At 71.9% G+C, this 13942-nt stretch carries 13 protein-coding genes; 3 read left to right on the forward strand and 10 right to left on the reverse strand.

Going from position 1 to position 13942, the window contains the following annotated elements; genetic code table 11:
• Positions 1–147 precede the first annotated feature (147 nt).
• A complete protein-coding gene (locus HNR19_RS12110; protein WP_179668153.1) occupies positions 148–3300 on the forward strand; it encodes a M4 family metallopeptidase in 3153 nt (1050 codons plus the stop codon).
• A gap of 56 nt (positions 3301–3356) precedes the next feature.
• Here the strand turns inward: HNR19_RS12110 and HNR19_RS12115 are convergent, their stop codons facing one another.
• From HNR19_RS12115 to gcvT, 9 genes are read right to left on the reverse strand one after another with little or no spacing between them, the layout of a single operon-like run.
• On the reverse strand, positions 3357–5042 hold the full coding sequence (locus HNR19_RS12115) for a ribonuclease J (RefSeq protein WP_179668154.1): 1686 nt from the start codon (positions 5040–5042) through the stop codon (positions 3357–3359).
• A complete protein-coding gene (dapA, locus tag HNR19_RS12120; RefSeq protein WP_179668155.1) occupies positions 5039–5935 on the reverse strand; it encodes a 4-hydroxy-tetrahydrodipicolinate synthase in 897 nt (298 codons plus the stop codon). Before dapA ends, HNR19_RS12115 begins: the two co-directional genes overlap by 4 nt.
• Before the next feature lie 38 nt (positions 5936–5973).
• Complete coding sequence (locus HNR19_RS12125) at positions 5974–6918, reverse strand: LLM class F420-dependent oxidoreductase (protein WP_179668156.1); 945 nt, start codon at positions 6916–6918, stop codon at positions 5974–5976.
• Positions 6919–6960: 42 nt separating this feature from the next.
• Positions 6961–7476: a dihydrofolate reductase gene (locus tag HNR19_RS12130; RefSeq protein ID WP_179668157.1), complete on the reverse strand. Its 516-nt coding sequence runs from the start codon at positions 7474–7476 to the stop codon at positions 6961–6963.
• Positions 7473–8267: a thymidylate synthase gene (locus HNR19_RS12135; protein WP_179668158.1), complete on the reverse strand. Its 795-nt coding sequence runs from the start codon at positions 8265–8267 to the stop codon at positions 7473–7475. The genes HNR19_RS12130 and HNR19_RS12135 overlap by 4 nt, the downstream gene beginning before the upstream one ends.
• 10 nt (positions 8268–8277) lie before the next feature.
• Positions 8278–8505, reverse strand: coding sequence for a PhzF family phenazine biosynthesis protein (locus HNR19_RS23195; protein WP_343047167.1), 228 nt, complete (start codon positions 8503–8505; stop codon positions 8278–8280).
• Positions 8472–9116 (reverse strand): PhzF family phenazine biosynthesis protein, encoded by a 645-nt coding sequence (locus HNR19_RS12140; protein WP_281366475.1) that lies wholly within the window; start codon positions 9114–9116, stop codon positions 8472–8474. Before HNR19_RS12140 ends, HNR19_RS23195 begins: the two co-directional genes overlap by 34 nt.
• Positions 9117–9118: 2 nt before the next feature.
• Complete coding sequence (locus HNR19_RS12145) at positions 9119–9385, reverse strand: hypothetical protein (protein ID WP_246303506.1); 267 nt, start codon at positions 9383–9385, stop codon at positions 9119–9121.
• Positions 9386–9389: 4 nt separating this feature from the next.
• A complete protein-coding gene (gene gcvT / locus HNR19_RS12150; protein WP_179668159.1) occupies positions 9390–10511 on the reverse strand; it encodes a glycine cleavage system aminomethyltransferase GcvT in 1122 nt (373 codons plus the stop codon).
• A 25-nt stretch (positions 10512–10536) separates the two neighbouring features.
• Here gcvT and HNR19_RS12155 point away from each other — a divergent pair, with 25 nt between their 5' ends.
• Positions 10537–12057 (forward strand): leucyl aminopeptidase, encoded by a 1521-nt coding sequence (locus HNR19_RS12155; protein WP_179668160.1) that lies wholly within the window; start codon positions 10537–10539, stop codon positions 12055–12057.
• Here the strand turns inward: HNR19_RS12155 and HNR19_RS12160 are convergent.
• Entirely contained in the window at positions 12054–12452 is a 399-nt protein-coding gene (locus tag HNR19_RS12160; protein WP_246303507.1) for a hypothetical protein, read from the reverse strand. The two genes, HNR19_RS12155 and HNR19_RS12160, sit on opposite strands and share 4 nt — an antisense overlap.
• Positions 12453–12548: 96 nt before the next feature.
• Here HNR19_RS12160 and lpdA point away from each other — a divergent pair, with 96 nt between their 5' ends.
• Positions 12549–13937: a dihydrolipoyl dehydrogenase gene (gene lpdA, locus HNR19_RS12165; protein ID WP_179668161.1), complete on the forward strand. Its 1389-nt coding sequence runs from the start codon at positions 12549–12551 to the stop codon at positions 13935–13937.
• The last annotated feature ends 5 nt before the right edge of the window (positions 13938–13942 follow it).

Below are 13942 nucleotides of genomic sequence, written 5' to 3' on the forward strand. Positions count from 1 at the left end.
CGTGAGCCAGAGCACACCTAGGGTTCCGGACGTGCGCGCCCCTCGGCCGCACTCCCCCGAAAATTAGTTCACTGAAGGGAACTCTCGGTGAAGATCCTCAACCGAGGCCGGAGTCTGACTCTGGGCCTCGCTCTCATCGCCGCCGGAATGGCAGCACCCCCGGCGCTGAGCGCCAACGCGGCAGCACCGAAGCCGGACCCCTCGGTGGTCGACCAGATGCGGTCCACCGCCGACGGCCGGGTCAAGGTCCGCGCCAACCCCGCCACCGGCGAGGTCGGCTTCGTCCGGGCGGCCGGCGCCAACGCCGACCTCCTGCCCGACGTCGCCGCCGACTCCCGTGCCGAGGCCGCGGCCAAGGCCGACGCCTACCTCGACGAGTTCGCCGTCGGCTTCGGCGCGGCTCCCGGCCAGCTGAAGCGCACGCCCGACGTCGCCAAGGACCAGACCGGCTGGACCTTCACCTACGCCCAGGACTACCGCGGCGTCCCCGTGTTCGGCGCCGAGCTGCACGCCCACGTCGACCAGCACGGCAGCCTCACCTCGGTCAACGGATACGTCGCCCCTGACATCTCGATCGGCACCTCGCCCAAGGTCTCCGAGGCCGACGCGCGGGCACGGGCGCTCGCGCTGGTCGAGTCGCAGCCGAGTGGCTACGAGGACGGCACCGCGCCGGCCTACACCGGTGGGCTCGAGGTGCGCTCGATCGAGCTGATGGTCTACCGGACCGGATCGACCCGCGGGATCGACGGCGACGCCCGTCTCGCCTGGGTCGCCGAGGTCTGGAACGAGGCCACCATCCGGGAGACGCTGATCCTCGACGCGACCACCAACAAGCCGCTCAACCGGTGGTCGATGATCGCGCACGCGCTCGACCGCGAGCTCTACGAGGCCTACGTCGACGACAACGGCACCCCGGACGACCCCGACGACGACTTCGTCGGCGGCCTCGACGAGCCCGTGTGGGCCGAGGGCGACCCCTTCCCCGCCGACCTCGACGAGGACCAGCAGAACGAGGTCCTCGCCACCGGCGAGTCCTACTGGATGTTCCGCAACACGTTCGGCTACAACGCCTGGGACGGCACCGGCGGCAAGATGATCACGGTCAACAACGACCCGCGGATCAGCTGCCCCAACGCCAACTGGAACGGCGTCACGACCAACTACTGCTCCGGCGTCACCGGTGACGACACGGTCGCCCACGAGTGGGGCCACGCCTACACGGAGTCCACGTCCGGCCTGATCTACCAGTGGCAGGCGGGCGCGATGAACGAGGCCTACTCCGACATCTGGGGCGAGGTCGTCGACATGAAGAACGAGCGTCACAACGAGCTCGGTGAGGACGGCGACGCCGGCGGCGCCGTGCTTCGCGAGGCCGGCAAGTGCTCGGAGTTCACCCGTGCCGAGGTGACCATGGAGATCACCGCACCGGCGAGCGTCGCCGGTCCGTGCACCGCGGCCCCGGCGTCGTTCGGCCCGGTCATCACCCAGGCCGGCGTGACCGGCACGGCCGTGGTCGCGGCGGACGCCGCGAACGAGGAAGGGCCGTCGACCACCGACGGCTGCTCCCCGTTCGACAACGCGGCGGCGGTCGCGGGCAACTGGGCGTACGTCGACCGCGGCACCTGCCCATTCGTGCAGAAGACCCAGAACGCTGTCGACGCCGGCGCGCTCGGCATCGTCGTGGGCGACAGCGTCGCCGGCCGGCCGCCGGTCTCGATGCCCGGCACCGCCGAGATCTACGGCGTGATGGTGACCAACGAGGACGGGGCGAAGTTCAAGTCCGCGGGCGAGCCGGTGACCTTCGAGATCGCCGCCGTCCCGGCCGACACCGACGAGAGCTACCGCTGGCTGTCAGGCGAGAACGACCCGGCGTTCGGCGGCGCGATCCGCGACATGTGGAATCCGAACTGCTACGGCGACCCGGGCAAGGTGTCCGACGCGGAGTACCACTGCGCGGCGGACGACTCCGGCGGGGTGCACACCAACTCCGGCGTCGTGAACCGCACCTTCGCGATCCTCGTCGACGGCCTTCCGGGCGTCGTCGAGCCGATCGGGATGGACAAGGCCGCGTGGCTGTTCTGGTACTCGCAGTACCACTTCCTGACGCCGACGTCGTTCTTCCCCGACCTGGCCGACGCGCTCGAGGCCTCGTGCACGGCGCTCACCGGGGCGGATATCGAGAAGATCACGCTGGGAGACCCGACCGAGGCCGACGGCTCGGACGGCGGGGTCGGCAACCCGGAGGTCATCCAGGACGGCATGACGGCCGCCGACTGCGCGTCGGTGACCGCCGCCATCGCGGAGACCGAGCTCCGGCTCGACCCGACCGAGCAGTGTGACTGGCAGCCCCTGCTGCAGCCCGGCGCACCGTCGCTGGAGTGTGGCGACGGTACGTCGGAGGAGGTGTCGTTCTCGGAGGACTTCGAGGGCGACGAGGGCCTGGCCGGGTGGACCCTGGACGAGGAGTTCGTCTACAACGACAACTCGCTGCCCTGGGAGCAGGTGTTCAACGCTCCCGAGCACTCGGGCGGCACCGCGTTCAGCCCGGACCCGACCACCGGACAGTGCGACGGCGGGCCGAACGACCTGACCAGCCGGACCGGGCTGGTGTCCCCGGACCTCACCGTCCCCGACGGTGAGAGCCCGCGCCTCTCCTTCGACCACTACGTGGCGACCGAGGCGGAGTGGGACGGCGCCAACGTCAAGGTGAGCGTCGACGGCGGTGAGTTCGAGCTCGTGCCCGCCGAGGCCTACCTCTACAACGCGCCCGGTGGCCACCTCGACCCGGAGCAGGGCGGCCCGATGGCCGGCGAGGAGGCCTGGACCGGCACCGACGGTGGCGAGCTCGGCGGCTCGTGGGGCACGTCGATCATCGACCTGTCGGCGATCGCGGACGCGGGGCAGACCGTCAACTTCCGGTTCGACCTGGGTCGTGACGGCTGCAACGGCGTCGAGGGCTGGTACATCGACAACGTCACCGTCGCCAGCTGTGTCGACGACGCCGCGGAGCAGGCGCCGACCACCACCAAGTTCGTGTCGGTCAAGCCCGACCCGATCAAGAAGGGCAAGCCGTTCACGGTGAGGGTCAAGGTGAGCTCGCCCGACGCCACCCCGAACGGGAAGGTGGTCCTGAAGAAGGGCACCACCAAGCTCGGCTCGGCGACGTTGGAGAACGGCGTGGCCGTCATCAAGGTGACCAAGTCCCTGCCGCTCGGCAAGAACAAGCTCGTCGCGTCCTACCTCGGCAACGCGAGCTTCGAGGCCAGCAAGGACACCTTCACGGTCAAGGTCGTGAGGTAGCCGCCTAGCAGCACGACGAAGCCCCCCGCCGGTTCGGCGGGGGGCTTCTTCGTTGCCTACGCCTCGACGACGACCGGGATGATCATCGGCCGCGCCCGGTGGGTGTTGCTGACCCAGCGGCCGATGACGCGCCGTACGGTCTGCTGGAGCTGGTGGGCGTCGGTGGTGCCCTCGGCGATCGCCCTGTCGAGCGCGTCGATGATCGGCTGCTTGATCTCCTCGAACGAGGAGTCGTCCCACGCGTGGCCGCGGGCGTGGATCTCGGGTCCGGCGGAGACCTTGCCGCTGACGGAGTCGACCACGACGATGACGGAGATGAACCCCTCCTCGCCGAGGATCAGCCGGTCCTTGAGCTCGGACTCGGTGATGTCGCCGACGGTCTGGCCGTCGACGAAGACGTTGCCGCAGGCGACCTTGCCGACGACCGAGGCCACACCGTCGACCAGGTCGACGACGACGCCGTCCTCGGCGATCACGACGTTGTCGACCCCGGTCTGGCGGGCGATGTCGGCGTTGGCCAGCATGTGCCGGATCTCGCCGTGGATCGGCAGGACGTTGCGCGGCTTGACGATGTTGTAGCAGTAGAGCAGCTCGCCGGCGCTGGCGTGGCCGCTGACGTGCACGAGCGCGTTGCCCTTGTGCACGACGCGGGCGCCGTGCCGGGCGAGGCCGTTGATGACCCGGTAGACGGCGTTCTCGTTGCCGGGGATCAGGCTGGAGGCCAGCACCACGGTGTCGCCCTCCTCCAGGTGGACGAAGTTGTGGCTGCGCTGCGCGATCCGCGACAGGGCGCTCAGCGGCTCGCCCTGCGACCCGGTGGAGATCAGCACCTGTCGCTCGGGCGGGAGGTCGGCGAGCTGCTTGGCCTCGACCATCACGCCGGGCGGGATCGTGAGGTAGCCCAGGTCGCGGGCGATGCCCATGTTGCGCACCATCGACCGCCCGACGTAGGCGACCTTGCGGTCGTGGGCGACGGCCGCGTCGAGCACCTGCTGCACGCGGTGCACGTGCGAGGCGAAGCACGCGACGATGATCCGCTGCTTGGACTCGCGGAACACCTGCTCCAGGACCGGGGTGATCTTCTTCTCCTGGGTGGTGAACCCGGGCACCTCGGCGTTGGTGGAGTCGGTCATGAACAGGTCGACGCCCTCCTCACCGAGGCGGGCGAACGCGCGCAGGTCGGTGATCCGGCCGTCGAGGGGCAGCTGGTCCATCTTGAAGTCGCCGGTGTGCAGCACGAGTCCGGCGCCGGTGCGGATCGCGACGGCCAGCGCGTCGGGGATGGAGTGGTTGACCGCGACGAACTCGAGGTCGAACGGCCCGAACGTGAGGCGGTCGCCCTCCTTCACCGTGGTGAAGGAGGTCTGCTTGAGCCGGTGCTCGCGGATCTTGCTGTTGACCAGCGCCAGGGTCAGCTCGGAGCCGACGAGCGGGATGTCCTCGCGCTCGCGGAGCAGGTACGGCGTGGCGCCGATGTGGTCCTCGTGGCCGTGGGTCAGCACGAGCGCCTCGACCTGGTCGAGGCGGTCCCGGATCGGCGAGAAGTCGGGGAGGATCAGGTCGACCCCCGGCTGACTGTCGTCGGGGAACAGCACGCCGCAGTCGACGATGAGCAGGCGGCCGTCGTACTCGAAGACCGTCATGTTGCGGCCGACCTCGCCGAGGCCGCCGAGCGGGATGACGCGCAGGCCGCCCTCGGGCAGAGCCGGCGGGGCGCTCAGCTCGGGGTGCGGGTGGCTCATGCGGTGACCTCGATGCCCGCGGCCTCGAGACCGGCCCGCAGGGCGGCGAGCTCCTCGTCGTCGAGCTCCACGAGCGGCGGCCGGACGCGCCGGTTGTCGAGGACCCCGGTCAGCTGGAGCGCGGCCTTCGCAGCGGTCGCGCCGTAGTTGGGCGCGCCCATGATGGCGTCGATCGCGGGGAGCATCCCGGCGAACGTGTCGAGCGCTGCGGTGGGATCGCCGTGGTGGTACTCGTCGTACATCTGTCGCAGCCGGTCGCCGAGCACGTGGCCGACGACGGACACGAAGCCGACCGCGCCGTGGGCGAGCCAGGCCAGGTTGGCCTCGTCGTCTCCGGAGTAGACGGCGTAGCCCATCTCGGTGAGCCGCACGCCGCGGGCGAAGTCGCCGACCGCCTCCTTGACCGCGACCACGTTGTCGATCTTGATCGCCTCGGCGTAGGTCTCGAAGGACAGTGCGCTGCCCGTGCGGCCGGGCACGTCGTAGAGCATCACCGGCACGCCGGTGGAGCCGCTCACCTGGCGGAAGTGCTCGAGGATGCCGCGCTGGCCGGGCTTGTTGTAGTAGGGCGTCACGAGGAGCAGCCCGTCGGCGCCGACCTTCTCGGCCTGGGCCGCGAGCTCGAGAGTGGTGCGGGTGTCGTTGGTGCCGATGCCGGCGACCAGCTTCACGTCGCCGCCGACCGCGTCGCGGATCGCGGCGAGCGTCTCGCCGTCCTCGGCGACGGTGGTGGTCGGCGACTCACCCGTCGTGCCGGACACCACGATCCCGTCGTGGCCGTGGTCGACGAGGTGGCGGGCCACCTTCTGGACCCCGTCCAGGTCAACCGTGCCGTCCTCGTTGAACGGCGTCACCATCGCGGTCAGCACGGTGCCGAAAGGCGCAGCAGTCATGCCGCAAGGCTATCGCTCCCGGTCGGGATCCCTTGCACTCACACGTGCGGCATGACCTCCGCGGCGACCAGGCGCAGGTGGTCGAGGTCGGACAGGTCGAGCGTCTGGAGGTAGATCCGCTGGGCGCCCAGCCCGGCGTACGCGCGGATCTTCTCCACCGCCTCGTCGGGCGTGCCAGCCACCCCGTTGACGCGCAGCTCGTCGACCTCGCGGCCGATCGCGGCGGCCCGGCGGGCAACCTCGGCCTCGTCGGACCCCACGCACAGCACCAGCGCGTTGGACCACACCAGCGAGCCGGGGTCGCGGCCGATGTCCTCGGCCGCGGCGCGGACCCGGTCGAACTGGGTCTTGGTCGTGTCGAGGTCGACGAAAGGCAGGTTGAACTCGTCGGCGTAGCGGGCTGCGAGCGCGGGCGTCTTCCGCGCGCCCACGCCGCCGATGATCACCGGCGGGCCGCCGGCGTGGCCGTCACGCTGGGCGGGCTTCGGGAGCGCCGGCGAGTCGGCGAGCTGGTAGTGGGTGCCGGCGAAGTCGTAGGTCTCCCCCACCGGCGTGCGCCACAGGCCGGTGATGAGCTCGAGCTGCTCGGCGTAGCGCTCGAACCGCTCCTTCGTCGACGGGAACGGGATGCCGTACGCCGTGTGCTCGGCGTTGAACCAGCCGGCGCCGATCCCGACCTCGAGGCGCCCGCCGCTCATCGCGTCGACCTGCGCGGCCTGGATGGCCAGCACGCCGGGGTGGCGGAAGGTGGCGCTGGTCATCAGCGTCCCGAGCCGGATCGTGCTGGTTTCCCGAGCCAGCCCGGCCAGCGTGGTCCACGCGTCGGTGGAGCCGGGCAGCCCGTCGCCGCCCATCGTCAGGTAGTGGTCGGAGCGGAAGAACGCCCCGAAGCCGAGCTCCTCGGCCGTGCGGGCGACCTCGAGGAGGTCGTCGTAGGAGGCGCCCTGCTGGGGCTCGGTGAACACCCGGAGCTCTACGGTCATGGGCCCAGCCTGCCAGCCCGGTCCCAGCCCGCCGGTCGACGGTCAGCCGCAGGCGAAGACGCGCTCCCAGGTGACGATCGTGAAGCCGTCGCGGGGGTCGCGGGAGACCTCGCGCCAGCGCTTGCCCTCGAACGGTGGGTAGCGGGTGTCGCCCTCGGGGCTCAGCGGGACCTCGCTGATCACCTGCACGTCGGCGTACGGCATCGCCGCGGCGTAGACCGCGGCGCCGCCCCCGATCATGACCTGGCGGTCGGCGGGCTGGCCGTCGAGCAGCCGGTCGGCGAGCTCCAGGGCCTCGGTGATCGAGTGCGCGACGTGGACGCCCTCGTCGGCCCAGTCGGGGTTGGAGGTCAGCACGATCGTGGTGCGGCCGGGCAGAGGGCGGCCGATCCCCTCGTGGGTCGTGCGGCCCATCACCAGCACGTGGCCCATCGTCGTCTGCTTGAAGTGCGCGAAGTCCTCGGGCAGGTGCCAGGGGATGTCGGCGTCGGCGCCGATCACGCCGTTCTCCGCCACGGCGGCCACCATCGTGACGCGCCGGCCCGCCGGGGTGCTCATACCGCGATCGGGGCCTTGATCGCCGGGTGCGGGTCGTAGCCCTCGACGCCGATGTCCTCGAGGTCGAAGCCGTCGATCTCGGTGATGGCCGGGTTGAGGACGAGCGTCGGCAGCGCGCGGGGGTCGCGGCCGAGCTGGAGGTGGGCCTGCTCGAGGTGGTTGGAGTAGAGATGTGCGTCGCCGAGCGTGTGCACGAACTCCGCCACCTGGAGACCGGTCACCTGGGCGACCATGTGCGTCAGCAGCGCGTAGGACGCGATGTTGAACGGCACGCCGAGGAACACGTCGGCGCTGCGCTGGTAGAGCTGGCACGAGAGCCGGCCTTCGGCGACGTAGAACTGGAACAGCGAGTGGCACGGCGGCAGCGCCATGTTGTCGACCTCGGCCGGGTTCCAGGCGCTGATGATGTGGCGCCGGCTGTCGGGGTTGGCGCGGATCTGGTCGATCACCTGGGCCAGCTGGTCGATGTGGCGCCCGTCGGGGGCGGGCCACGAGCGCCACTGGGCCCCGTAGACCGGGCCGAGGTCGCCGTTCTCGTCGGCCCACTCGTCCCAGATGGTGATGCCGCGGTCCTGGAGCCACTTGACGTTGGTGTCGCCGCGCAGGAACCACAGCAGCTCGCCGAACACCGAGCGGGTGTGGATCTTCTTGGTCGTCACGAGCGGGAAGCCGGCGGTCAGGTCGAACCTCATCTGGTGGCCGAAGACGCTCAGCGTGCCGGTGCCGGTGCGGTCGCCCTTCTCCACCCCCTCGTCGAGGATGCGCTGGAGGAGATCGAGGTAGGCCTGCACGAGCCCGAGCCTAGTCGCCGACGTCGACGGTGCCGGTGACCGTCAGCCGGGTGTCACCGCCGACCCAGATCGTGCCGTCGTCGTCGGTGTCGACGTGCACCCGGCCGGCACGGCCGATGGCCGTCCCCTGGCGGGCGACGTACGACGCCGGCAGCGTGCCGTTGCCGGTGAGCCACTGGGCGATGCCGGCGTTGAGGCTGCCGGTCACCGGGTCCTCGACGACGCCGTGCCCAGGCACAGCGCCCGCACCTCCACGGTCGCCTCGGAGCCCGGCGGGTGCGACCCGACGAGACCGATGTCGAGGTCGCCGAACGCCATCAGGTCGGGCTCGACGGCGAGCACGGCGTCCGCGTCGCGCATCAGCACCGAGACCCAGCCCGGCCCGTTGTCGGTCCACGCCGCGTCGACGATGTCGTCGCGGCCGATCCGCAGTGCCCGGGCGACCCGGTCGAGGTCGGCGTCGGCGACCGGGCCGCTGCGCACCAGCGGCGGCGCGGCGAACGCGATCCGCTCCGACTGCCGGAGCGCCACCAGTCCGGCGCCGCACTCCTGGACCAGGCGCCCGTCGTCCTTGGGCACGCCGCCGGCCGCCAGCCACGCGTGCGCCGATCCCAGGGTCGGGTGACCGGCGAACGGCAGCTCGCCGCTGGTCGTGAAGATCCGCAGCCGGTAGTCGGCGGCGGGGTCGGTCGGCGCCAGCAGGAACGTGGTCTCCGAGAGGTTCGTCCACCGCGCGAACGCGGCCATCTGCTCGTCGGTCAGCCCGTCGGCGTCGTGCACGACCGCGACCGGGTTCCCGAGCAGCGGCCGGTCGCTGAAGACGTCGACCTGGCTGAAACGACGGGCCATCGTCAGCCGGCCGACAGCGGCATCGGGCCGTAGACGACGCGGTCGACCTCGAGCAGGGTCACGGCGGTGACGCCGGCCTCCAGCAGCGGCGGCCACGTCTCGCCGATCCACGACTCGGCGTCGGCCTGCGACGCGAAGCGGCGGTCGCCGTACTCCTCGTGGACCTCGTCGGGAAGTGCGACCTCGGCGCCGGAGGCGTCCTCGAGGCGCCACCACCACGGGCGCTCGGCCGGCGACGGCGGGCGGAACATCGGGGGCTGGTCGGGCAACACGTCAGGCCTCCCGCACGGACGGGTCGACGAACGGCGGCTTGACGATCTTGAAGACCTCGCGCCGGCCGCGGACGTCGACGCTGACCTCGGCGTCGTCGGCGACCACGCTCGCGACGAGCGCCAGCGCGATGCCCTTCTTCAGCGTCGGCGAGAAGGTGCCGGAGGTGACCTCGCCCAGCAGCACGTCGGGGACCAGGGAGATGCCCATGTGCGGGCGCGGGATCGCCCGTCCGGTCGCCACCAGCCCGACGAGCTTGCGGCGGGCGCCCTTCTCCTTCTCGGCGAGCACCACGTCGCGGCCCCAGAACTCGGGCTTCTTCCAGCCGACCGCCCAGCCGAGGCGGGCCTCGTTGGGCGTGGTCTCGGGCGAGATGTCCTGGCCGTGCAGCGGATAGCCCATCTCGGTGCGCAGGGTGTCGCGCGCGCCGAGGCCCGCCGGCGTGATGTCGTACGGCGCGCCGGCGCTCATGAGCGCGTCCCACAGCTGCGGCGCCACCGACGACGGGGCGATCAGCTCGTAGCCGCGCTCACCGGTGTAGCCGGTGCGGCAGACGACGACCGTCGCGCCCTCGAACGGCGCCTCGACGAACGTCAGGTAGTCGTGGCCGACCGGGAAGCCGGCGCCCGCGACGACCTCGTCGGACGTGGAGCCCTGCACCGCCAGCACGACGTAGTCCTCGTGCTGGTTGACGACCTCGACGCCGTCGGGGGCGGCCGCGCTCAGCCGCTTGAACACCTCGGCGTTGTTGGCGGCGTTGGGCACGAGCAGCACGTGCTCGTCGTCGCGGTAGTAGCTGAAGATGTCGTCGACGATGCCGCCGGTCTCCTGGTCGAGGCACAGCGTGTACTGCGCCCGGCCGGGACCGATGCGCCCGAGGTCGTTGCTCAGGGTCGCGTTGACGAACCCGACCGCGCCCGGGCCGCGGACGACGATCTTGCCGAGGTGGCTGACGTCGAAGATGCCGACGCCGGTGCGCACGGCGGTGTGCTCCTTGACGACGCCGGTCGAGTACTCCAGCGGCATCAGCCACCCGCCGAACTCGGCGAACTTCGCCCCGAGCGCCTCGTGGCGGTCGTGCAGCGGCGAGCGGAGCAGATCAGTGGGAGGAGATGCGTCGGCCATGCGGCGGAATCTATATCCTGCGCCGGTGACGTCGTACACCCTCCGGAACGCCAGCCCGGCCAAGACCAAGGCCGAGGCGGTGGTCGTCGGGGTGGTGCCGGCCGACGACGGCGCCGCGGGTGGCGCCGGCCTCGCGGCCGGCGGCGAGGACGTCGCGAAGGCCTACGGCCGCAAGCTCCGCGGCCTGCTCGCGACGCTCGGCGTGACCGGTCGCGCCGGCGAGGTGGTCAAGGTCCCCACCGGCGGCACCATCGGGTCGCCGCTCCTCGTGCTGGTCGGCCTCGGCGCCGACCCCGGCCCGGCCGACGTACGACGCGCCGCGGGCAACGCCGCCCGGGCCGTCACGAACGCCGCGAGTGTCGCCCTCGCGCTGCCCGCCGACACCCCGGACCTGGTGCGCGCGGTGGTCGAGGGCTACCGGCTCGGCGGCTACACGTTCACGACGTACAAGTCCCGCACCAGCGACACCCGGTCGGCCGAGGTCGTCGTCCTCAGCGGCGGTGCCCGCCGGAAGGAGATGGCAGCGGCTCTCGAGCAGGCCGGCGTCGTGGTCGACGCCGTCGCGGCGACCCGCGACTGGGTCAACACGCCGCCGGGCGACCTGACCCCGCCCGCCCTCGCCGAGGCGGTCGAGACGGCGGTCGCGGCGACCAACAAGGAGCTGAAGGGCCGCGGCAAGGTCAAGGTCGAGGTGCTCGACGAGGTACGGCTGGCCGAGCTCGGCTGTGGCGGCATCCTCGCCGTCGGGGCGGGTTCCGCCGCGCCGCCGCGGCTGGTCGAGCTGACCTACTCCCCCAAGCACGCGACCACCCACCTGGCCCTGGTGGGCAAGGGCATCACGTTCGACTCGGGCGGGCTCTCGATCAAGCCGGCCAACAGCATGCCGACCATGAAGGAGGACATGGCCGGCGCGGCGGCCGTCGTCCAGGCGACGCTCGCGATCGCCCGGCTCGGGCTGCCGATCCGGATCTCGGCGTTCGCCGCCCTGGCCGAGAACATGGTCGGCGGCGGGTCGATGCGCCCCGGCGACGTGCTCACGACCTACACCGGCACGACGGTCGAGGTGCTCAACACCGACGCCGAGGGCCGGCTGGTCCTCGTCGACGCGATGGGGCTGGCCGTCGAGCGCGAGCCGGACCTGATGGTCGACGTCGCGACGCTCACCGGTCACATGGTCGTCGCGCTCGGCGACCGGCTCGCCGGAGTGATGGGCAGCGACGAGGTCGTCAGCCAGCTGCTGGCGGCGGCCGAGGCCGCCGGCGAGGACGCCTGGCCGATGCCGATCCCGGACTACATGGACGAGCGCATCCGCTCCAGCAAGGTCGCCGACCTCGCGCAGCACGACCTGATCCGGTGGGGCGGCGGGCTGTTCGCCGCCGCGTTCCTGCGGGAGTTCACCGGCGGCCTGCCCTGGGGCCACCTGGACATCGCCGGCCCGACTTTCAACAAGGGGGGCCCGTCGGGCCACTGGACCTCGGGGGCGACCGGCTACGGCGTCGCGACGCTCGTGGAGCTCTGCCGCGCGCTGGCGGCCGACGGCTCCTAGGACTCGTCGCGCGGCTCGTACTGCTGGTAGTCGGCCGCCTTCTGCTGCTTGCGCATCCGGGAGTTGTAGTCGCGCATCCGCTGCGGCACGCCGACGACGGCGGCGTCGTACGACGGGACCTGGTGGCGGTTGCAGAAGTCGTGGGCCCACCTGACCGACGGCACCCGGCGGCGGGTCCACTCGCCGTCGTGGGCGACGAGGAGGAGGGTGACGTCGCTGACCGCCGTGCGCGGCTCGACGAACCCCTCGACCCCGCGGCGGGCACCGACCCACTCGTGCAGGTGCTGCTCGTCGGCCTTGTCGGCGGCGCGGACACGGGTCGACCCGGTGCGCGCGGCGTCCTTCGCCGGCGCCCTCATCCTCGTGCCCCGGCGGAACCGGTCCCACAACGCCATGGGCCCAAGTTTGCCCCATCGGCCACAGCAGCACCCCGAGATCGCTACCGATCGGTAGCCGAGGTCGTTGCGGCGCGTGCCCGGTGTGATGCAAGGATGGGGCCCGTGGTCGACGTGGTGATCCTCGGAGCGGGATCCGGGGGGTACGCATGTGCTCTGCGCGCGGCGCAGCTCGGCCTCACCGTCACCCTCGTCGAGGCCGACCGGCTGGGCGGCACCTGCCTGCACGTGGGATGCATCCCGACCAAGGCGCTGCTGCACGCCGCCGAGGTCGCCGACGCCGCCCGCGAGTCCGAGCAGTACGGCGTCCGCGCGACCCTCGACGGCATCGACCCCGACCGGGTGGTCGCCTACGCCGACGGTGTGGTGAACAAGCTCCACAAGGGCCTCACCGGCCTGATCAAGAGCCGCGGCATCACCGTCGTCCAGGGCGCCGGCCGGCTCACCGGCCCGCGCGAGGTGACCGTCGACGGCACCGTCTACCGCGGTGACCACGTCGTGCTCGCGACCGGCTCCGAGCCCCGCCTGCTGCCCGGCATCGAGGTCGACGGCGAGCGGATCCTGACCTCCGACCACGCGCTGCGACCCGAGCGGCTGCCTGGGTCGGCCATCGTGCTCGGCGGCGGCGTCATCGGCTGCGAGTTCGCCAGCCTGTGGCGCAGCTTCGGCGTCGAGGTGACGATCGTCGAGGCGCTTTCCCGCCTGGTCGCGGGCGAGGACGAGGCGTCCTCCGCAGCGCTGCAGCGTGCGTTCCGCAAGCGCGGCATCGACGTGCGCACCGGCGCGGCGGTCGAAGGCGCGAAGGCGACCGACACCGGGGTCGAGGTGACGCTGGCCGGCGGCGACACGCTCACCTCCGACGTCCTTCTGGTCGCGGTCGGCCGCGGCCCCCGCACCGCAGGACTCGGCTACGAGGAGCAGGGCGTCGCGATGGAGCGCGGCTTCGTGCTCACCGACGAGCGCTGCGCGACCAACGTCGAGGGCGTCTGGGCGGTCGGCGACATCACGCCCGGCCTCCAGCTGGCCCACCGCGGTTTCCAGCAGGGCATCCTCGTGGCCGAGCACATCGCCGGCCTCGCGCCCCGCCCCATCGACGAGCGCGGCATCCCGCGCGTCACCTACAGCCGCCCCGAGGTGGCATCGGTCGGCCTCACCGAGGCCCAGGCCGTCGAGGAGTACGGCGCGGACGCCGTGCAGACCCTCGTCTACGACCTGGCCGGCAACGGCCGCAGCCAGATTCGCAAGACCCAGGGCAGCGTGAAGCTCGTGCGCCGGCTCGAGGGAGAGGGCGCCGGCCCGGTGGTCGGGATCCACCTCGTCGGCGACGGCGTCGGCGAGCTCATCGGCGAGGCCCAGCTGATCTACGGCTGGGAGGCCCATCCCGACGACGTGGCTCCCCTGGTCCACGCACACCCCACGCAGCACGAGGCCCTCGGCGAGGCCCACCTGGCGCTGGCCGGGAAGCCGTTGCACGCCCACAGCTGACCGGC

Origin of the sequence: Nocardioides thalensis (assembly GCF_013410655.1) — a bacterium.
GTDB lineage: Bacteria > Actinomycetota > Actinomycetes > Propionibacteriales > Nocardioidaceae > Nocardioides > Nocardioides thalensis.